Consider the following 19236-nt stretch of genomic DNA (forward strand, 5'->3'; position numbering starts at 1 on the left):
GGTCTGGAGAGCGACGAGGCGATCCGGGCAGCCGCCTACTCCAAGCGCGAACAGGAACGTCGCAGCATGCTGCAGGACGACCACGGTGACCAGCCGGTGAGCTGAGCCGGGGAGGTGCCGTCGGTCGGTGGCCGTCGCGGTGCGGATGTTCCGCTGATCGGTCGGTGCGTGATTGTTTCGTCTCGGGGGCGGGCGGGGACCCGGACGCAACGCCGCCGGAGCGCCGAGTTCCGCCTGGCGGGCCGGCGGCATGACCGCCGTTCCACCTGATCCGGGTGGAACGGCCCCCAAGGAGTACCGGAGCCCCGGGCCCCCGTCGCAGCGCTTCCGGGAGTCAGGCTCTGTGTGCCCTTTCCTCACCGCCAGGCCGTGACATCAAGGGAAGTCACCATGAAAGCAGCGGTATACGAAGGACCGCGAACGGTCACCGTGAAGGACGTGCCGGACGCGAAGATCGAACACCCCTGCGACATCATCGTCAAGATCACCACCACCAACATCTGCGGCTCGGACCTGCACATGTACGAGGGCCGCACCTCGTTCGAGTCCGGCCGCACCCTGGGCCACGAGAACATGGGCCAGGTCGTGGAGGTCGGCTCGGCCGTCCGCAAGGTCCAGGTCGGCGAATACGTGGTCCTGCCCTTCAACATCGCCTGCGGCTTCTGCAAGCAGTGCGAGCAGGGCCTGACCAACTACTGCCTGACCATGCAGCCGGAACCGGCCCTCGCCGGAGCCGCCTACGGATTCGCCGACATGGGCCCCTACCAGGGCGGCCAGGCGGAACTGCTGCGCGTGCCCTACGGCGACTTCAACGCGCTGCGCCTGGGCGAGGACGCCGCCGAACGCCAGACCGACTACGTGATGCTCGCCGACATCTTCCCCACCGGCTACCACGCCACCGAGATGGCCCACGTCAAACCGGGCGACCAGACCATCGTCTTCGGGGCCGGCCCCGTCGGGCTGATGGCGACCTACTCCGCCCTCCTCAAGGGCGCCGGCCGCGTCTGGACGGCCGACCACCACCCCGACCGGCTGCGCAAGGCGGAGGAGATCGGGGCCATCCCCATCAACACCGCCGAGCAGAACCCCGCGGAGGTCGTCAAGGAAGCCACCCTCGGCCTGGGCGCCGACAACGGCTGCGAATGCGTCGGCTACCAGGCACACGACCCCCAGGGACACGAGGACGCCAGCCTCACCCTCAACGGCCTGATCGACTCGGTCCGGTTCACGGGCGACATCGGCGTGGTGGGCGTGTTCCTCCCCCAGGACCCCGGCGGCGCGCAGGCCCAGGGCGAACTCGAGGCCCAGGGCAAGGTCCCGATCGACTTCGGCCTGATGTGGTTCAAGGGCCAGCACATGGGCACCGGGCAGGCGCCGGTGAAGCGGTACAACCGGGCGCTGCGGGACCTGATCGCCGGCGGGAAGGCCGAACCGAGCTTCGTCGTCTCCCACGAACTCAGCCTGGACGAGGCCCCCACCGCCTACGAGCACTTCGACGCCCGTGACGAGGGCTGGACCAAGGTCGTCCTGCATCCCGACGGCCACGGCAACGGCCACAAACGGTAAGAGCCCCAGCGCCGCCGTGCCACCTCTCTCCGCCAGGAGAGGGCCGACCGACACTCGGTGTCCGACCCCGGCTTCGGCCGGGGTCGGACAGGCACTTGCGGTCCTGGAGCCGCCGGCGGGGATGGGTGAAGCCGGGGTGTGGGCGGCGGCGCTGGAGTCGGTGTTCGGGCGGGGTTGCGGCTGTCAGATCGGAGTATTCGCCGCCTATGTCACCGCCCGCGGACGGGCATTGGTGGACCGGGAGTTGTATCTACCAAAGGTCTGGACAGACAGCCGTGAGCGGTGCCGGGTGGCGAGGATTCGGATGGGCGGGCCTTCGCGCCGGTCCTGCTGGAGAACCGGCCCACCAAGCAGCCGGCGACCAAGCCGGGGAAGATCGAGCTGGCGGTACCTGCACTGAGGTCGCCGAATCACCTGTCGTCTTCTACGTGGCTGCAGCCTGTACGACTAGGGTGGCAACGACCGAGTTCAGTGTAATCAGCATGCGCGCACTGCTCGGGGGCATGCCGACGTTCTGGTCCGCCTCACCTCGCCCTGCTCGTACGTCGACGCGAAACCTGACAGCAGCCGTGGGCTGATCGGGCGGGTGTGTCCGGGCGCAGGTCACTCGCGCCGGTCGGCGCGGTCGGCGGTGAGGCGGGCCTCGAAGCCGTCGAGGAGGGACTGAAGGCCGAACGCGAAGGTGTTGTCGGGCGCCGCGGCATACCCCCTGGCGGCTGTCGTGTCGAGGCGTTCGCGTAGGCGCGGGAATTGCCTGGCGGTCTCGGTGGCGCGTGTCATGGCGTCGGCCATCAGTCGCTCGGCATCTGCGCCGTTCTTGCTCAGCTGGCGGTTCAGGGAGACCTGCGCGGCAGGCCCGAGCCCGCTGCCGAGCACGAAAGTGAACACGGCGGCGGCCGCCCGGTCCGCGTCGGCGGCGGCGAAACCCGCCTTTTCATAGATGCCGAGGCCGAGGTCGTTGTGCCGGGCCTGACCGGGTCCGTGCAGGAGGTGGCTGCCGAACGCCTGGACGAGCCAGGCGTGCCGGGTGAGCATCGCATGCATGCCGACGGCATGAGCAGTGGCGGCCGTGCGCCAGTCGGTGGTGTCGAGGTCAGGCAGTTCGACCTCGGACCAGATCGCGTCGCTGGCAAGTCGGATCAGCTCGTCCTTGGTCTTGATGTGCCAGTAGACGGCCGTGGCGGCCGAGCCGAGCCGTTTCGCCAGGCTCCGCATGTTAAGGCCGTCGAGTCCCTCTTCGTCGAGCAGCTCGATGGCCGCACGGACGATCCGGTCTGTGGTCAAAGTGTCTCGTGGCATGCCCTCCAGCTTACTTGAACTTAGTTCACGTGAGCTCTTGCACCTAGTTCGATCGCTCGCCTACGCTCACTCTCGTACTTAGTTCAAGTGGTCGGAGGGGGAGACATGCCGCAGGACAAGCTGTCGGAGTTCGTCAAGGCGCAGGCGACGGAGCTCGGCGTTCCTGGTGTGGCCGTCGGGGTGCTCGTGGACGGACAGGAGGTCTACGCCTCGCACGGTGTGACGAGCCTCGCCAATCCGGTGCCGGTCGACGAGAGGACGCTTTTCCATCTGGCGTCGGTGTCCAAGACCTTCACGGCGACCGCGCTGATGCGCCTGGTCGCTGAGGGGAAGGTGGACCTGGAGGCGCCGGTACGGAGCTTCGTGCCCGAGCTGAAGCTGGCCGACGAGCAGGCGGCGGCGCAGGTCACCGTCCTGAACTTGCTCAATCACACCGCGGGTCTGGACTGGAACCTGATCGACGATGGCGAGGGCGACCGCTCCCTGGCCGGGCTCGTGGCGAAACTGCCCCAGTTGCCGCTGATCGCACCTCCCGGGGCCCGCGCCTCGTACAGCCAAGCCGGTTACAACCTGGCCGGACGGATCGTCGAAAAGGTCACGGGTCTGCCTTTCGAACAGGCCATGGCCTCGCTCGTCCTGGAACCGGTGGGACTTGCGGACACCGTGTACGGCATGGCGGAGGTGATGGTCCGCAAGTTCGCGGTGGGCTACAACCGCGGCGACGACGGCGAACTGCGTGCTGCCCGGCCCTGGGCAGCGTTCAAGGAGGGCGCGCGCGGCGACAACCCCGGCGGCGGCCTCGCCTCCTCGGTGAAAGATCTGCTGCGCTGGGCACGGTTCCAACTCGGTGACGGTGAGGGCGTGCTGCCGGCCGCGGAGCTGCACCGCATGCGGGAGCAGACCGTCGAGCTGCGCGCCAGCACGCTCGGCGACGGCTTTGGTATCTGCTGGTTCCTGCACGACCTGGACGGCCTGCACGGGATCGGCCATGGCGGCTCGGGCAACGGCCAGTTCGCCGAGCTGCTCATCGTGCCCGAGCGCGACTTCGCGGTGGTCTCTCTTGCCAACCTCGGCCCGGACGGCTACCCCTTCAACCAGTCTGTGGTGCGGTGGGCGCTCGAGCACTACCTCGGCGTCGTCGAGAAGACGGCGGAGCCGGTTCCGTACGACGAAGGACAGGCCCGACAGGTCGTCGGCCGCTACGAGATCGACGCTATGAACCTCGACATCGCCACCGACGGCACCCGTCTCACCCTGGCGGTCGGGATCAAGCCGGAGATCCGTGAGGCATCGGACGAGGAGATGCCCCCGGACTACCCGGCCGCAGAAATCGGTTTCCTTCCCGGCGACGGCGACGAGTACATCGTCACTGAGGGCGGCCTCGCGGGGCAGCGCGGCTACTTCTCCCGCCACGCCGACGGCTCGGTCACAGGCGTCGACCTCGCCGGCCGGCTCTTCAACCGAGTCGCGGAAGCAGCATGATCCAGCGCCGCATGGGCGGTCTCAAGCGGCCGCCCATGCCCACACCCCGAACCGACGGCAGCCGGCTCACGGACACGACCCGTACCCACCACCATGCTGGTGCACTTCTCATGGGTGTGTGGCGCGCATCCAGCTGTACGCCGACAGACCTGGTGCGAGGAGTGCACGGGTATAGGGCTCAGGAAGTTGCCGGTTCTCCTCGATGAGACACCGGATGCGGGGCGTCGGCGGTTCCGAGGCGTCGCAGCGAGGACGCGTCGGAAAAGCGCTGATGGCCGGGAACCGGCAAGTTGGGCTCCCGGCGGTGTGCTGCATGCAGTCGCTCGATCTCCGTCGCAGGTTCGATCCTGCGCTGCAAGGCATGCCGGACCACGCCGCAGTGGCCGTGCGCGCACCTCCGGCGGGCCCGGCTCTACGACCTCGCCGCGGCGGCGCCCGAGCGGTGTGCCGACGCTCGCTCAGGAGCGGCTGCTGGACCGGGCGATGGCTGGCGCCTGACTGCTCCTGGAGGCGGTGCGCATCCTGCACCGGGGCCGGCTCAATGATCCCTACGTCGTTCTGCGGGACGTGGTGAGCCCTTCGTGTGGTTCACCCACCCAGGGGCGCCGAGTGCGGCTCATCGCCCGTACCTCAACGCCCGCGGCACACGAGGGGGAGCGGCGGTCTGCGGTGCGGTCGCCTCGGGCGCGGCCGTCCCCGGCACGGCGCTCCCCGCGTGACGAACGACCGCACCGAGCACCTGCTGACCTCGGCGACAGGGCGGATGAACGGCCTCAGGGGACCGAACCGTCAAGCGGGGAGGTGTCAGTGGCGGCGGTCAGACGGACGCGGCTGACGACGTCTTGGGCTGCCCTGTTGAAGGAGAGGACGCGGGCTGTGGTGGCCGGGGTGGGGGAGGCGAGCCAGGTGGAGATCCACTCCAGGGGCGGTGCGTCGCTGAACGGGATGTAGGTGACGTCGGAGCGGGAGTAGTAGCGGACCGCCTGGGCGCCCACCACGAAGGCGCCCTGGTCGGCACCGATCAGGAGCAGTGCCTCGTGGAAGGTCCCGAACTCGGGACCGCGTTCGATGGGCTTCCCGGCAGGGGTCAGCAGGGGTGTGCGTGCTGTGCGCCAGTAGTCGGGAACTGTCCGGGCCGCCTGCAGAAGCCTGACCGTGGCGAGATCCTCCAGGGACACGGTCTCGCGGCCGGCCAGGGGGTGACGGGAGGACACCGCCAGCATCCGGGGTTCGCTGAACAGGACCGGGCCGTTGATCATCCCCGGTTCCTGGTGAGGCAGGGAGACGATCAGCACCTCCACGTCCCCGTCGTGCAGTCGGGGGAACGCGTCGATGATCTGCAGTTCCCTGGGCAGGATGCGGGAGCCGGGGTTGCGCCGGGCGTACAACTCGGCGGCCTCGAAGACGAGCTGGCCCGAGGCGGCGCCGACGAAGCCGACCCGCAGGACGCTGTCGACACCCCGCGCGGTGTTGATCGCTCTCTCCAGCGCGGCCTCGATCTGCCGGCAGGCCGGAAGAAGATCGTCGTGAAGCTGCCGACCGGCCGCGGTGAGGCGGACCTGGCGGCTGGTGCGTTCGAACAGCGCTGTCCCCACACGGCGTTCCAGCTTCTTGATGGTCTGGCTGATCCGGCCGGTCGTCAGGTGCAGGCGTTCGGCGGTGCGGCCGAAGTGCAACTCCTCGGCCAGCGTCAGAAACGCCTCAAGTTCCAGCCGCTCCAGCACTGTTCCCCCCGATCATTGAGCGTGGCTAAACAAGCGTTCCACTATGTCACCTTGTTGACGTCCCACCCGCGTTGCAGGGTTGGTTCGCACGCAAGTTGACCGCCTTCGCTCCCAGGACAACGACATGTCCCCCCTGCCACGCACCCCTACGCCGGTGTTCGCCATGACCGCCCCGGTCAGCACGGTGACACCCATCCGTGGCCGTGGCCACGCCGTCGTCCGCGCCCGGCACCCGCACTGAGCACACCGGACATCACGCGAAGCGCAACCTGCAGCCGAATGGGCCCCGGCGCAGCCGAGGTCCTGGCACACACGCACGCACACGCACACGGCCTGAGACGAGTCGTCCCGGCCGATTTGGGAGATTCCATGACCCGCACCACCACCTCGGGCCGCCTCTGGTTCGTCACCGGCGCCTCCAGCGGCATCGGCCTCGCCCTCACCCGCGCCGCCCTGGACGCCGGCGACCGGGTCATCGGGGCGGCCCGCCGGACCGAGCCGCTCACCGCGCTCGCCGCCGAGTACCCCGGACGACTTGACGCCCTGACCCTCGACGTCACCGACCGCAGCGCGGTGTTCGCCGCCGTGGACCGGGCCACCCAAACGCACGGCCGGCTCGACGTGGTCGTCAACAACGCAGGCATCATGGGCAGCGGCACCGTCGAGGAATTCACCGAGACCGGCGCCCGCGCCCAGCTGGAAACCAACTTCTTCGGCGCGCTCTGGGTCACCCAGGCCGTCCTGCCCCACCTGCGCCGCCAGGGCGGAGGCCGACTCATACAGATCAGCAGCATCGGCGGCGTCATCGGTTTCGCGACCACCGGGCTTTACAGCGCCAGCAAGTGGGCGCTGGAGGGCATGTCGGAGGCACTCGCCCAGGAGGTCGCACCCTTCGGCGTCAAGGTCAGCATCGTCGAACCCGGCGGATACGCCACCGGCCTGTACACGTCCATGCGCACCGAACCCGCCCACCCCGCCTACGAACCCCTGCACACCGCGCTCGCCCAGATGTGGGGCGACGCCGAGGACGCCGACCCGGCCGGAGCAGCAAAGGTGCTGCTCAACCTCGCCGACAGCGACGATCCGCCGTTGCGGCTGATCCTCGGCAGCGCCATGTACGACGTCGCCCAGCAGGCCGCCGACAGCCGCAAAGCGATCTGGGCCTCCTGGGAGGAAGCCAGCCGCGCCGCAGACTGACGACGAGCAACCCGCGCCCGTCCTGTCACCTGAAGTGCCCGCACCGCCGCCGGGACGTCACCACCCGTACGCCGGCCGGAAACCAGCTCACCTTCGCAGTCACCCCTCCGGGCCCTCGCACGCCCCCCACCTCAGGCACCCGGCCCCCTACCAACTCAGGGTCCCCGCCTGCGCCCTCTCCGGTACTCCGCCTGCGCCGCCCTCAGGCATCCCGTCCCCGGCGCCGCCCTCAGGCATCCCGTCCCCGGCGCCGTCCTCAGGCATCCCGTCCCCGGCGCCGTCCTCAGGCATCCCGCGATCAGGAGAAGACCATGAACACCCCTGCTCTGCCGTCAGCACGGGGCATGCGGACGGCCACCTGGCTCACCGCCCTCGCCCCCGCCATCTGGGGCTCCACCTACCTCGTCACCACCCAACTCCTGCCCCCGGGCCGGCCCCTGCTGGCCGCGGTGCTGCGGGCCCTGCCCGCCGGGCTGCTCCTGCTGCTCATCACCCGGCGACTGCCGCGGGGCGACTGGTGGTGGAAGTCCGTGGTCCTCGGCGCGTTGAACATCGGCGTCTTCTTCGCCCTGCTCTTCATCGCCGCCTACCGACTGCCGGGCGGAGTCGCCGCCACCGTCGGGTCCGTCCAGCCACTGCTGGTGGCGGGCCTGTCCGCCGCCCTGCTCGGCCAGCGTCTGACCCTGCGGACCCTGCTGGCCTGCGTGACAGGCATCGCGGGAGTCGCCCTGCTGGTGCTCCGCGCCGACGCCCGCCTGGACGCCCTCGGGATCGCCGCCGCCCTGGGCGGTGCGATCGTCATGGCGAGCGGAGTCGTCCTCAGCAAGCGCTGGACCTCCCCGGCTCCGCTGCCGGCGACCACCGGATGGCAACTGGTCGCGGGCGGTCTGCTCCTGCTGCCGGTGGCCCTGTTCGTCGAAGGACCCCCGCCGGCCACTCTGAGCACCGAGAACCTGATCGGCTATGTCTACCTGAGCGTGATCGGCGCCGCGTTCGCCTACACCCTGTGGTTCCGCGGCATCAGAACACTCTCCCCGATCAAGGTCACCTTCCTCGGCCTGCTCAGCCCCCTGGTCGCCGCCAGTCTCGGGTGGATCGCCCTGGGACAACAGCTCACCGTGCCGCAGCTGCTGGGCGGCGCACTCACCCTGGCCGCGGTGACACTCGCCCAGCTTCACCCCTCCCGACCCGCCCCGTCCCGTGCACCGGCCGGGCGCCCCGCACCCCCGGTCCCGGCGGGCCGGATTCGAATCCACTGAGGAGAACCGCATCATGCGCATCACCGTCTTCGGAGCCGGCGGAGGCGCCGGCAGCCGGATCGTCGCCGAAGCCATCGACCGCAATCACCAGGTCACCGCCGTCACCCGCAACGCGACCCGCTTCGCGGCCCTCCATCCCGGCGCCCGGCATGTCGTCGGAGACGCCCTTGACCCCGACACCGTCGCCGCGCTGAGCAGCGGGCAGGACCTGGTGATCAGCGCCACCCGGCCGGCGCCCGGACAGGAACAGGACCTCGCGGAGACCGCCCGCGCCTTGCTGGCCGGCCTCTCCCGCACCGGCGTCCGGCTGATCCTGCTCGGAGGCGCAGGGAGCCTGCGCCTGCCGGGCGAGCGGGAACGCACGGTAGTGCAGGGCCCGGGCTTCCCAGCCGACTGGCGGCCGATCGCCCTGGCCTGCAACGAACAACTGGCGGTCTGCCAGGCCGATGGGCACGTCGACTGGGCCTACCTCAGCCCGGCCGCCGTCCTGGAACCGGGCAGCCGCACCGGCACCTACCGGGTCGGCACCGACGAACTCCTGGTGGACGCCGACGGCAACTCCACCATCTCCATGGAAGACCTCGCCGTGGCCGTACTGGACGAGGCAGAACACCCCGCACACCACCGCGCACGCTTCACCGTCGGCTACTGAGCCTTCGCGGCGGTGCCGCTCGACGACGTGGACGGCGGCGGAGCATGACGCCGAGCCAGGCCGGATCGACCCCCGCGACCTCCTCCTGTCGCGTCCATGGCGCGGCGGAGACCCGGCCCGGTGTGGGGCCGGTGACCGGCCCGGGGGCGGCCGCGCGTCTCGACGCGGCAGCGCGGCGAAGGCGTTCGCGGCCGGCACCGACGGGGAGCAGCTCACCGACGCTGACACACAAAGACGAGTCCCCGGCCGAGCATCGACCTGCCGCGCCTCGCGCTGCGCCCGCCGCCCGGGCCGGACGGCCTTCCTTCCCGCGGCTGCCACGCAAGCGGCGCCGCTGACCCCACCGCTTTCACGACGACCACGACCGTCTGCTCAGGAGAACCCCGTGACCTTCACCGCCACCGTCTTCATCGGCACCAGCCTCGACGGCTACATCGCCCGCCCGGACGACGACATCGAATGGCTGACCTCACGCGGCGAGCGCGCGGGGGACCTTGGCTTCTTCGAGTTCCTCGACTCGGTCGACGCCGTGATCATGGGCCGCAACACCTACGACAAGGTCGCCGGCTTCGGCGAGGAGAACTGGCACTTCGGTGACCGCCATGTCGGCGTCCTGAGCACCACCCTGCCCCAGGACGCCGACCCGCGCATCACCGTCTACCGCGACATGGACGGCCTGGTCGCCGACCTCGACAAGCGCGGGACCAAGCACGTCTACCCCGACGGCGGACGCCTGATCCAGAGCTTCATCCGCGCCGGACGTATCCAGCACTTCGTCATCAGCGTCGCCCCGGTCCTGATCGGCGCCGGCCACCGGCTCTTCGGCGAACTGCTCAAGGACGTCCCGCTGCGCCTGGACTCGGCCGCCGACGCCGGCGGCGGCTTCGCCCAGCTGCGCTACACCGTGGAGACGTAACGGCACGCCGGGGGCAACCGCACGCGCAGAGCACCGCAACTGCCGGCCCGGACGAACCGTTACAGCCGTCGGCAGCAGACGGCCGGTACACAGAGCAGGTGGTAGTCGTCGGCCAGCTCGTCGTAGAACCGTGTCACCGACTTCTCGGGCACGGCCCGAGCCACTTGGCCCGCTACGGCGGCTGACGATGCGGGACGCAGACGCCTCATCCGGTGTCCGGGCATGACAAGCTGTGCTCTCCACTGTCCGAACCCAGGAGGTCAACATGACCGCAGCGTCCGCATCACACGAAGGTTCGGAGCCGGCTGACGTCGAGGGCACTTCCCTCTCGCCCGACGAAGACGGTCAGTACGATCTGAAGCGCAAGTTCCGGGAGGCCCTGGCGCGCAAGCGCGGTATGCAGGCGGACTCCGCCGAACTCGCTGCGAACACCGACGCGTCAAAGGTCCGCGGCGCGCACGGCCCGGCGTCGAACCAGCGGTCCTTCCGACGCAAGAGCGGCGGCTGAGTCCAGAGGAGCCGCCGGCGGCCGGACACGGTCGGAAGCTCCTGCTCCGGGTACCGCTTGTCCGTGGCGTGGGTGCGGATATGGGTGGGGGATCTGATGGATGCCGAGTGGGACGGCTGCGGCCGTTCCCCTCGGCCGGTAAGGGGGCCCGCCGGGCCGGTGGCGGCGTCTGGCGCTTCCGTGCCCGTCGGAAGATCCTCGACGGGAGATCCCCGAGCAGTGCCGTCATGACCCGACGCCGCCCGAATGCGCGAACCGCCGGCTCGGCGAACCAGTGGCTCAAGCAGGGGACCGGGTCGTAGACAACTGCGGCCATGAGCGGGGCGAAGAACTTCTCGGGCAGGCTGACCCTCTCCAGCGGCGGCCTTCGGACCGCATGGGCCAGGTGCCGAGCACGTGGATCTTCCGGTACGTCTGTCCCGGTCTCGAGGCCCAGCGGTCGAGCCCAGGGGTCTGCCGCTGGAGGCCCGAGCCCTGCTGATCACGGCATATGGGCATACGCACTTGACGATACGACAGCTGGCTCCGTCGTTCCGGATCTCCAAGTCGGCCGCAGACCGGATCATCGACCACCTCGGTTCACTGCTGGCGCTCCGGCAGTCAAGGCGGTTCCGTATGGCACTGTGCCGATCGTGGATGGAACCTTGGTGCCGGCCCGCGACGGCACGATCGCCGACCAGCCCAAGGCATCCCATGTCGCTGGCGGGTCACTCCTGCCGCCCGCCCATGCGCGCGGAAATTGTGGACTGCTAGGACATCGGGGAGCAGTAGGCCGGACTCGTTCGCCTTGTTGCCGGCCTTCTGGAGCATCAGGTGCCGATCGGCGAGACCGCGGGCGCCGAGAGCGCTGCGACGGCCGAGGTCTGGGGTACCTGGACCGCGCTCGCTCCCGGCCTCACCCGATGCCTCGGCGACCATCACGATGGCCCCGGGTTGGGGTTGATCGAGTACGCCACACCGTCCCGCTGCCCGGATCCTCCGTCGGAAACGACACGGCACTGGCTGATCTCCTGTCCCGTGGGTCACCTGTACGCGCTGTGGCCAGGTAATGGCACGTGAGCATGCCCAAGAGCCCTGGGGCGACTGCCGCAGACGGCCTTGTCCTAGTTCCGATCGCCGCACGAGCCGGACAAGCAGACACCCGCCCGCCTCCGCAGAGGGGGGAGGGGCCCTGCCGACCACCACCGAAGGTGCTCACAGCCTTGCGGCACACGCCGGGCGGTCGTAGGACGCCCGAGGTTCGCGCGGGTGACCTGACCGCGGCGAGGTGAATGTGCGAGACCATCGTCCGGGCGCTCAGCCGGTCGGAATACTCACCAACCGAGTCCCGCTCGAGCCAGCCGGTCCAGGGCCTCGTCGAGCACGTGGCCCGGCTGCCCCAGTAAGAGCCGCACGTATGCCTCCGAGGGGATGGCGCGCAGGGCGTCCACTAGTCAACTCAAGGGCGCCACTGCCGGACGCGCCTTGCCCTGGCGGGGGTTCGCTGGGGCAAGGCCGCGTGGTGCGCAGGCCGCGGATGCTGGTCAGGACAGGGACGTGTACTTCTGCCATCCTGTGCCGATCTTCACCCGCGTGGTGAAGGTGCCTGTTCCTGTGCCGCAGTACCGGTACAGGGCACCGGTGGTGTCGCGGGCGATCAGGTCGGCCTTGCCGTCGCCGGTGATGTCACCGACGCCGACGACGGTGTCGTACGCGCTGCCCCAACCACTGGACAGTTTCACGCGGGCGGTGAAGGTACCGTTGCCCCTGCCGTTGTACCGGTACAGGTTGTTGTGCGTGTCCTGCACGAGGAGATCGCCGTTGCCGTCGCCGTCGAGGTCGCCGGCACCCACGATCTTCTTGTAGATCTTCCAGTCGTCGGCGAGTTTCACGCGCGCGCCGAACCTACCGGTACCGGTGCCCTTGTACAGGTAGACGGTGCCGGTCGAGCTGTTGCGGGCGATGAGGTCGGGCACACCGTCGTGGGTGAGGTCGCCGGACGAGGTCATGACGTCGTACTGGTTCCAGCCGGTGCCGAGCGCCGTGTACGGCGCCGTGGGCTTCGGCGCTGTGCCGCAGGCGGGCTTGTACAGCCGCAGCGTTCCGTCGCCGGGACGGACAAGGACGTCGGCGCACCGGTCGCCGGTGAGGTCTCCGACCGGCACCGCCCGGGCCGAGGTTGGCCAGCCGCTCGAGGAGACGGTCCCGGAGAACTTCCCGGTCCCGTCGCCCGGGTGGAAGGTGAAAGTGCCGCTGGAGTTCGTCGTCAGCAGGTCACCGATGCCGTCCGGCAGCGACGAGGTCCCGACGTGGTCGCGCCACGCCGCCGTGCCGCCCGTCAGACGAAGAGTGCCGGACCGAACCAGTGCCGGACCCTGCCCGTCCGCAGGCTGAGCGGTCAGCGTCCAGGTGTACGGGCCATTGGGAAGCAGTCCGCCGGCCGTGTCACGGCCGTCCCACTTCGCCGCGACCGAGTACTCCTCCGCTCCACCGCCGCGCGTGGCCACCAGCCGGCCTGTCGCCTTGTGCCGTATCTCCAGCTTCCAGGAGGCGGCCGGCTCGGACAGCCACCATTCCCCGCGCCAGGAGACGGGTGTCGTATCTGTCTCGGCGCCGACGGTGACGTTCCGGTACGGGGACACCAGAGCCGATGCCGGCTGGCCGATGTCGAGAACGCGGACGTCTTGGCCGGGCGTGGTGTAGGCGAGGTCACCGGTGCGGGGGTCGAGCGCGACGAGCCCCGCGGCATCGGTCGCCCACTGCCGTACGGCGGCGCCGGTCTGGAGTCCGTAGACCGCCAGTCCCTGCCCGTCCCGGACGGCGAGGCGACCGTCACCGAGAAATGCCTGCCCGGTGGCGGCGAGCGGAATGCTCTTCCTCGCCTGGAGGTCGTACACGCCTGCCGTATCCGAAGCACTGGTGTTGCACTTCCAGTACAACCACCGGCCGACGGCCTGCAGTTCGAAGGTGTTCGTGCACCGGCCGCCCACCGCCAGCGAGGTCAGTGGGGCGCCGGTGCGTGCGTCCTTGGCCGTCACCGTGCCGTTCGGGGCCGCGGTGAACAGGGTGGTGCCCCACAGAGCGCTCGTGCGGAAGGGCTCCTTGTAGAGGACCTTGCCGGTGTCGATGTCGACGACCCGCAGTTCCTCGCTCCCGCCCGCGGGCGTACCGGCAACCAGCACCAGGTTTCCGGAGACCCCCAGAATTCTCAGCTGCGGGTCGGAGTCATCGGTGGAGTCCTGAAGCCCTGTCTCCCGCACTGTGCCGGGGAACGCCTCACCCCTGCCGACGACGAAGAGCCGGGGCTTCCAGTCGCCGACGTCGTCGTACATCACGCCTCGGTAGACGGTCCGGCCGTCCCCCGTGGCATACAGCTCCGGGCACAGCCCGCGGGCGTCGCCGCACCTCTCGTGCCATGCGGGAAGGGTGCCGGCCGGCACGCGTGCGCCGTATCCTGGCGCGGTCGCGGTGAGCGGCCGACGGTACGGCAAGCTCGCTGCGTCGCCGCTCTCCAGAGTGCTGACCGTGCCGTGGTCGAGTGTCAGCCGCTGGACCTGCAGGGGAACGGGCGCGATGGGCAGCACACGAGTCGCGTACGGCACACCGTCGGCGGAAGCGGTGATGGCCTGATAGCCGTAGTCCTGCGCGGACCGGCCGCCGACGAGTTGCACACCGCCGTCCGGCCGGATGGTGACACGGTCCGCCACCGCGCGTGCGAGCAGTGGACGCTCGGACGCGCCGTCGAAGGCAGCCGCCACGATCCGCCAGACGCAGGCCCCCGTCGTCCTCGACCCCAGCGAGGGGTCGTAGCGGGCGACGACCAGCGAATCGCCGACCACTCCCACGACCTTGGCGTCGGTCAGGTCGATCCGCGTCTCGCGCACGGGTGCGTCGAACCGGCCCTGTTCGTAGATCCGTACGCCGCCGGCCTGGCGGACGACCACATGCCGGGCTGTCACGTCGATGCTCGCGTAACTGCCGATGGTGGACGGCAGAACAGTGGCCTGCGCGCTGTGCACGTCGACCCATACGGTCAGCCCCGCGTCCTGACCGGGCATCTTCAACAGCGCGAGGAAGCCCCGCAGGCCGGACCGCCCGACAGAGAGAATGGAGGCGCCCTCGGGAAGGCCGGTCACCCGGCGATCCACCGTGGCCCCGTTCTCACTGCTGAGCAGATGGAACTCGGACCACTGCCCGTCAGCCGTGACGCCGCCCCTGGTCACCACGGTGGTACCGACCGTCCTGTCGTAGGTCTGGCCAGCAGGGACGGTGACGGTGGCGGTCTCATCGGTGACCATGTTCCGCAGCACGACGTTCCGGCCGCCGGCCGACCGCAGCGCCACGACGTCCGACGCGGCTCCGTAGTACTCGACGGGGTCGGTCGGATGTGTGCCTTCGAGCTTCCGTGTCACTCCGTCGACACCCGTCCACTCCAGGCCGCCGGGACCACCGGTGGCGGTGGAGAAGTGCAGGAATCCCGAGGGCCCGACGCTCGCCACGGAGCCGTACCCCGGCGTGACGCGCAGGGTCGCGGGAATCGTGGTCTCGCCGAACGTCCCCTTGCCAGCAGCCTGCGCCTCCCAGGCGACCGGGCCGACGGTCAACGACAGCGCCACGGCCACGGCGGCGGCCCCGCGCAGACGTGCAACGGCATGATGAGCCAAGGTAGATCCTCCCCAAGGACACGCGGCAGGCCATGCACCGCTCCCCAGCGTTGCCGGGCCCCTGGCGTTGCATCTGCCTCATCGAAAGTCAGGTGATCTTACAGTCCGCCTTCACGTCATCAGGAGGGTCCCCGACGGCCTGAGTAGCAGAACCTGCCACATCCCCTGCGGAGCCGGCACCACCCGGGCATCAGCGGATGCGCAACGCCCCATAGCTCGACTTCGACCTGTAGCCACCGGCGGGTGATCTCACCCGGCCGCCCGTGTGTGACTGAGCACTTCAGCTGGCGGACGAGCGGTCGAGCTGGTGAGCTGAACGGCGGTTCGCCCGACCGATCCCACCGGCGTCCCGAGCAGCTCCCGACGCACGAACCGACGTGCTCAGTCCGTCGGGGGAGCGTCGGGAGAGGCCGTTCCTGTCTCAGCCCAGTCCGACCAGTTCGGCGATCGTCCCGCCGAGTACCCGATCGCGCACTTCGCCCGGGCTGGTGACCCGTTCCACGAGCGCCCGGGCGAGGACCGGGTCGCCGTACGGTGCGTCCGAGCCGAACAGGGTCCGGTCCGGGATCTCCTTGATCGCCAGTCGTACCGCGAAGACGATGTTGGCCGTCGACAGCTCCAGGTACATGTTCGGAGTGTCCCGCACCAGTTCGAGGGCCTGCATCCAGTGCTGTCCTCCCAACTGACTGACCACCAGTGGAACGTCGCGGTACCGGCGGGCCAGCGCGGCCAGCGTTGCCAGGTCCTCCGCAGTGGTCGGCGCGGATCCGTGCACGACGACGGGCAGTCGCCCTTGGTCGGCCGCCGCCTGGAGGACCGGTTCGACCAGCTCTGCCCTTCCCGGCGGCGGTGTCAGCTCTCCGATCCCGTGCAGTCCGCGCCCGATCACCTCCTGCTCCACGATCTCGGCCGTCTCCCGCGCTCCCAGACCCAGCGGCACCGACAGGAAGCCGATGAACCGGTCCGGCAGCGCGGCAAGCGCGGCGTCCAGCTCCCGCCACGCCTCCCGGTACGCCTCGACCGTGTCGGCCCGGCCTTCGAGTGCCTTCGCCAGGACGGCCATCTCCCGGCGCAGGCCGGCCAGGTCGCCGGCCCGCTCCGGGTGTGGCCGGGTGGCGAACAGGACGGCGCGGTCGACTCCGGCCTCGTTCAGCAGTCCCACGTGCGCCGAAACCGGTTCGTGGACGTGGCTGTGCGCGTCGATGATCACTGATTCGTTCCCTCCGTCTCGACCGGCCCGGAATTCGGCCGGTCAGAGCACTGTTGCTCCCTGACACGGTTGGAAGGTCAAGTCGAAAGGAACGTATTGGTGCTGATCGGGGAGCTCGCACGCCGAACCGGAGTCAGCGAACGGCTGCTCCGCTACTACGAGCGGACGCAACTGATCCATGCCGAGCGCCGCGCCAACGGCTATCGCGAATACGACGACCAGACGGTGGAGACGGTGCGCCGCGTGCGCGCCCTGCTCGCCGTCGGCCTGCCCACCCGCGTCATCCGCCAGGTCCTGCCCTGCACCCACGACTCGACGATGCTGCGCCCCTGCCCCGGAGTCCTCACCAGCCTGCGCGAGCAGCTGGAGATCCTCGACCAGCGCGCCGCCGAGCTGGAGAACGCCCGCCGCCTGCTGCGCCAGACGATCGCCGCCACCGAGGACACCGAGGACGCGGCCGGCCGGACTCCAACGCCGGGCACAGGAATACCGTCGTCCCGCTGAGTGCTCGCCGGTGCGGACCACAGCCGACCTCTCGGCGTTTGGGCTGAGAACTCGAGCGATGGCGGTCGGAACGGTCCGATTCGAACCGCCGGGCCAGGGCCGGTTGGTCGAGGGTGGGCGCGCCCCGGCCCGCGCTGCGCTTCGCCTCGGCGAGCGGCGCGGTGAGCACCGGAGGGCCCAGCAGCCGGCCGACGCGCAGGGCAGGGGCCAGGGACTTGCTGACGGTGCCGATACAGACCACCCGGTCGGCACTGATGCCCTTCATAGAGCCGACCGGTTTACGGTCGTAGCGGAGCTCGGTGTCGTGATCGTCCTCGATGACATGAACGTCGCGGCGCCCCGCCCGGGCGAGCAGGGCGTGACGGCGTCCGGGGCGAGGAGGCCACCGGTGGGCCACTGGTACGCAGGGGTGACGATCACGCGCGAGCGCCCCTCACCTCCAGAGCCGCCACGTCGATGCCGCGCGCGTCGACCGGGACGGGGACCGGGATGTGGCCCGCCGCACGGACGGCCGCGCTCGTCGATGCGGGACTGCCGGCATCCTCATGTGCGACGGCACGGACGTCGGCGCGGGCCGGTATCTGGAGGGCGAGGGCCAGTCCCCTGGGGCGTAGCCCGAGCCGATGAGAGTGCGGTCCGGTTCGGTGGGGGTCGAGCGGCTCCGGCGCAGGTAGGCGGCGACGACCCTGCGCTGCTCACCACTGCTCCGGTCGAGGCCCGGCAGCAGCCCGGGCGACAAACCGGCCTACTGCACATTCATGGAATTGGATCTTACCGGTGATCCGGTCACTCCCTAGTGTCGGCGGCATGACTCCTGCCGCCGACCCGACCCCCGTCCCGGAATCCACCGCCGCGACGGCTCCCGCACCGGCGCGACCACCCTTGCTCAGCCGCGCCCCGTTGCTGCGGCTCGTGAGCGTGGTGGCCGTGACGGTGAGCTTCTTCCTGCTGCTGTCGGCGGTGCCTACGCACGCCGATCGCGGTGTGGCGGCCCTCGCGACGAGCACACTCATGCTGTCCCCGGTGCTCGGCGAGCTGGCCGGTCCCCGCATCTTCGGCCGGTACGGCCACCGGGGGCCGCCGACGGCCGGGTTGCTCATGTCGGGCGCCCTCGCGCTCACCCTGCCCTTTGACGACGGTGCGGCGTGGACCGCGTCGATGTGTCTGGTACGTGGTCTGGCATCGGGCCTCACGACAGTGGCCCGCGGCGCTCTGACCGTGGCCCTGATCCCCGCCGAGCGCCGGGTAGACGGGCCGGCCCTCGGCGGCACGGCCGCACCGGGCCCGGCGCTGCGTGATCGCCGGGCCGCAGCGTGAACGGCCCGGCTTACGAGGCGCACCCCGCTCACCTCCGGGTGGGGGCCGACGGCGCGGTCGGACGAGTGCGACGGTCACATCACGGTCCCCGCCGAGGCGGTAGGGGAGTTCCGGTGAGCCGGCAGCCGGCCTTCGCGGACGATGCCATCGGCTGTGTCGTCGGCTCCGGTGCCCGCCTCCTACGCACCGCGTCTCGCCTGTCCGACACGGCGGTGCGTGCACCGTCGGCGTTGCCGGGGTGGACGCGCGGCCACGTCCTGGCGCATGTCGCCCACGCCGTCGACGCGTACGTGTGGTTGCTGGGGCTCGCGCACACCGGCTGTGAACCGGGGCCGCGCACGGACGCGGCGGCGCTCGCGTCGGCGGTCGAGCGGGACGCCCTGCTGCCCGCCGACGGCATCACGACCCGGTTGCGGCACGACCTGGACCGGTTCTCCGTCCGGGCCCGCGCGATGCCCGCCCCCGCCTGGGAGCGGCTGGTGCCGGCGCAGGCCGGCTGGTGGCACCCCGCCTGGTACGTCCTGCTGCGCTGTCTGCGCGAGTTGGAGACCCATCACCTCGACCTGGGCACCGGCCACGGCACCGGGCAGTGGCCCGACGCCTACGTCGTCTGGGCACTGGACGACACCCTCGCGACCCTGCGCGCCCAGGGCTTCCCGCTCGCCGCGGTGGAGGCCGTGGACCTCGGCCGGCGCTGGTCCCTGGCGCCGGAAGGGGCCTCGGTCGCCGGGGCCGGGCACCAGGTGCTCGGCTGGCTCACCGGGCGGACTCCGGCCGGCACGCTGACGGCCGACCGCCCGGCAGGTCTCCTGCCGCGCCCGCCGGCGTGGCCCCAGCCGCCGCTGCCCGGCTGGGGCAACGTCGGCGACGAGCCGTGAGTGCGGGGCGCCGGTCGGGTAAACCGGGGCTGACGCATCCGGCGGGTGCCCATGGTCAGCCGGGGCTGCTGCCCTGGGACG

At 70.5% G+C, this 19236-nt stretch carries 14 protein-coding genes and 2 pseudogenes; 12 read left to right on the forward strand and 4 right to left on the reverse strand.

Annotated elements, in window-relative coordinates; all coding sequences use genetic code 11:
* The first annotated feature begins 390 nt into the window (after positions 1–390).
* Together GT045_RS26680 and GT045_RS40030 are read left to right on the forward strand one after the other, a co-directional pair.
* Positions 391–1566, forward strand: coding sequence for a glutathione-independent formaldehyde dehydrogenase (locus GT045_RS26680; protein WP_161294380.1), 1176 nt, complete (start codon positions 391–393; stop codon positions 1564–1566).
* A gap of 181 nt (positions 1567–1747) precedes the next feature.
* Positions 1748–1861 (forward strand): annotated as a pseudogene (locus GT045_RS40030) (IS701 family transposase); the annotation flags it as partial.
* Positions 1862–2169: 308 nt separating this feature from the next.
* Here the strand turns inward: GT045_RS40030 and GT045_RS26690 are convergent.
* Complete coding sequence (locus tag GT045_RS26690) at positions 2170–2850, reverse strand: TetR/AcrR family transcriptional regulator C-terminal domain-containing protein (RefSeq protein WP_237538899.1); 681 nt, start codon at positions 2848–2850, stop codon at positions 2170–2172.
* A gap of 120 nt (positions 2851–2970) precedes the next feature.
* Here GT045_RS26690 and GT045_RS26695 point away from each other — a divergent pair, with 120 nt between their 5' ends.
* Positions 2971–4347 (forward strand): serine hydrolase domain-containing protein, encoded by a 1377-nt coding sequence (locus GT045_RS26695; RefSeq protein ID WP_161335720.1) that lies wholly within the window; start codon positions 2971–2973, stop codon positions 4345–4347.
* Positions 4348–5120: 773 nt separating this feature from the next.
* On the opposite strand, the gene GT045_RS26700 is transcribed toward GT045_RS26695, so the two are convergent.
* Entirely contained in the window at positions 5121–6071 is a 951-nt protein-coding gene (locus tag GT045_RS26700) for a LysR family transcriptional regulator (RefSeq protein WP_161335721.1), read from the reverse strand.
* Positions 6072–6440: 369 nt separating this feature from the next.
* Here GT045_RS26700 and GT045_RS26705 point away from each other — a divergent pair, with 369 nt between their 5' ends.
* From GT045_RS26705 to GT045_RS26730, 6 genes and pseudogenes are all read left to right on the forward strand, one after another.
* Positions 6441–7268: an SDR family NAD(P)-dependent oxidoreductase gene (locus GT045_RS26705; protein ID WP_161335722.1), complete on the forward strand. Its 828-nt coding sequence runs from the start codon at positions 6441–6443 to the stop codon at positions 7266–7268.
* A gap of 311 nt (positions 7269–7579) precedes the next feature.
* Positions 7580–8527, forward strand: coding sequence for an EamA family transporter (locus GT045_RS26710; protein ID WP_237538900.1), 948 nt, complete (start codon positions 7580–7582; stop codon positions 8525–8527).
* Positions 8528–8540: 13 nt separating this feature from the next.
* Positions 8541–9179, forward strand: coding sequence for an NAD(P)H-binding protein (locus GT045_RS26715; protein WP_161335723.1), 639 nt, complete (start codon positions 8541–8543; stop codon positions 9177–9179).
* Between the two features lie 385 nt (positions 9180–9564).
* Complete coding sequence (locus GT045_RS26720; protein ID WP_161335724.1) at positions 9565–10095, forward strand: dihydrofolate reductase family protein; 531 nt, start codon at positions 9565–9567, stop codon at positions 10093–10095.
* A gap of 265 nt (positions 10096–10360) precedes the next feature.
* Positions 10361–10603, forward strand: coding sequence for a DUF5302 domain-containing protein (locus GT045_RS26725; protein ID WP_161290931.1), 243 nt, complete (start codon positions 10361–10363; stop codon positions 10601–10603).
* 453 nt (positions 10604–11056) lie between these two features.
* Positions 11057–11289 (forward strand): annotated as a pseudogene (locus GT045_RS26730) (transposase family protein); the annotation flags it as partial.
* 837 nt (positions 11290–12126) lie between these two features.
* Here GT045_RS26730 and GT045_RS26735 read toward each other — a convergent pair.
* Positions 12127–15246, reverse strand: a complete 3120-nt coding sequence (locus GT045_RS26735) for an FG-GAP-like repeat-containing protein (protein WP_161335725.1) — start codon at positions 15244–15246, stop codon at positions 12127–12129.
* A gap of 421 nt (positions 15247–15667) precedes the next feature.
* Positions 15668–16456, reverse strand: a complete 789-nt coding sequence (locus GT045_RS26740; RefSeq protein WP_161335726.1) for an amidohydrolase family protein — start codon at positions 16454–16456, stop codon at positions 15668–15670.
* Positions 16457–16555: 99 nt separating this feature from the next.
* On the opposite strand from GT045_RS26740, the gene GT045_RS26745 reads away from it, so the two are divergent.
* The 3 genes from GT045_RS26745 (at position 16556) to GT045_RS26755 (ending at position 19155) form a co-directional block, all read left to right on the forward strand.
* Entirely contained in the window at positions 16556–16960 is a 405-nt protein-coding gene (locus GT045_RS26745; RefSeq protein WP_161335727.1) for a MerR family transcriptional regulator, read from the forward strand.
* A gap of 807 nt (positions 16961–17767) precedes the next feature.
* The gene (locus GT045_RS26750; protein ID WP_161335728.1) at positions 17768–18277 is read left to right on the forward strand and encodes an MFS transporter; all 510 of its coding nucleotides are present in this window, start codon (positions 17768–17770) and stop codon (positions 18275–18277) included.
* Between the two features lie 113 nt (positions 18278–18390).
* A complete protein-coding gene (locus GT045_RS26755) occupies positions 18391–19155 on the forward strand; it encodes a maleylpyruvate isomerase family mycothiol-dependent enzyme (protein ID WP_161335729.1) in 765 nt (254 codons plus the stop codon).
* Positions 19156–19236 lie beyond the last annotated feature (81 nt).

Source organism: Streptomyces sp. SID486 (genome assembly GCF_009865385.1).
Lineage (GTDB): Bacteria > Actinomycetota > Actinomycetes > Streptomycetales > Streptomycetaceae > Streptomyces.

Bases quoted from the DNA above. Each gene is read 5' to 3' on its own strand.
- GT045_RS26725 (WP_161290931.1), top strand. From the start codon at position 10,361: ATGACCGCAGCGTCCGCATCACACGAAGGTTCGGAGCCGGCTGACGTC.
- GT045_RS26680 (WP_161294380.1), top strand. From the start codon at position 391: ATGAAAGCAGCGGTATACGAAGGACCGCGAACGGTCACCGTGAAGGAC.
- GT045_RS26710 (WP_237538900.1), top strand. From the start codon at position 7,580: ATGAACACCCCTGCTCTGCCGTCAGCACGGGGCATGCGGACGGCCACC.
- GT045_RS26715 (WP_161335723.1), top strand. From the start codon at position 8,541: ATGCGCATCACCGTCTTCGGAGCCGGCGGAGGCGCCGGCAGCCGGATC.
- GT045_RS26695 (WP_161335720.1), top strand. From the start codon at position 2,971: ATGCCGCAGGACAAGCTGTCGGAGTTCGTCAAGGCGCAGGCGACGGAG.
- GT045_RS26705 (WP_161335722.1), top strand. From the start codon at position 6,441: ATGACCCGCACCACCACCTCGGGCCGCCTCTGGTTCGTCACCGGCGCC.
- GT045_RS26750 (WP_161335728.1), top strand. From the start codon at position 17,768: ATGACTCCTGCCGCCGACCCGACCCCCGTCCCGGAATCCACCGCCGCG.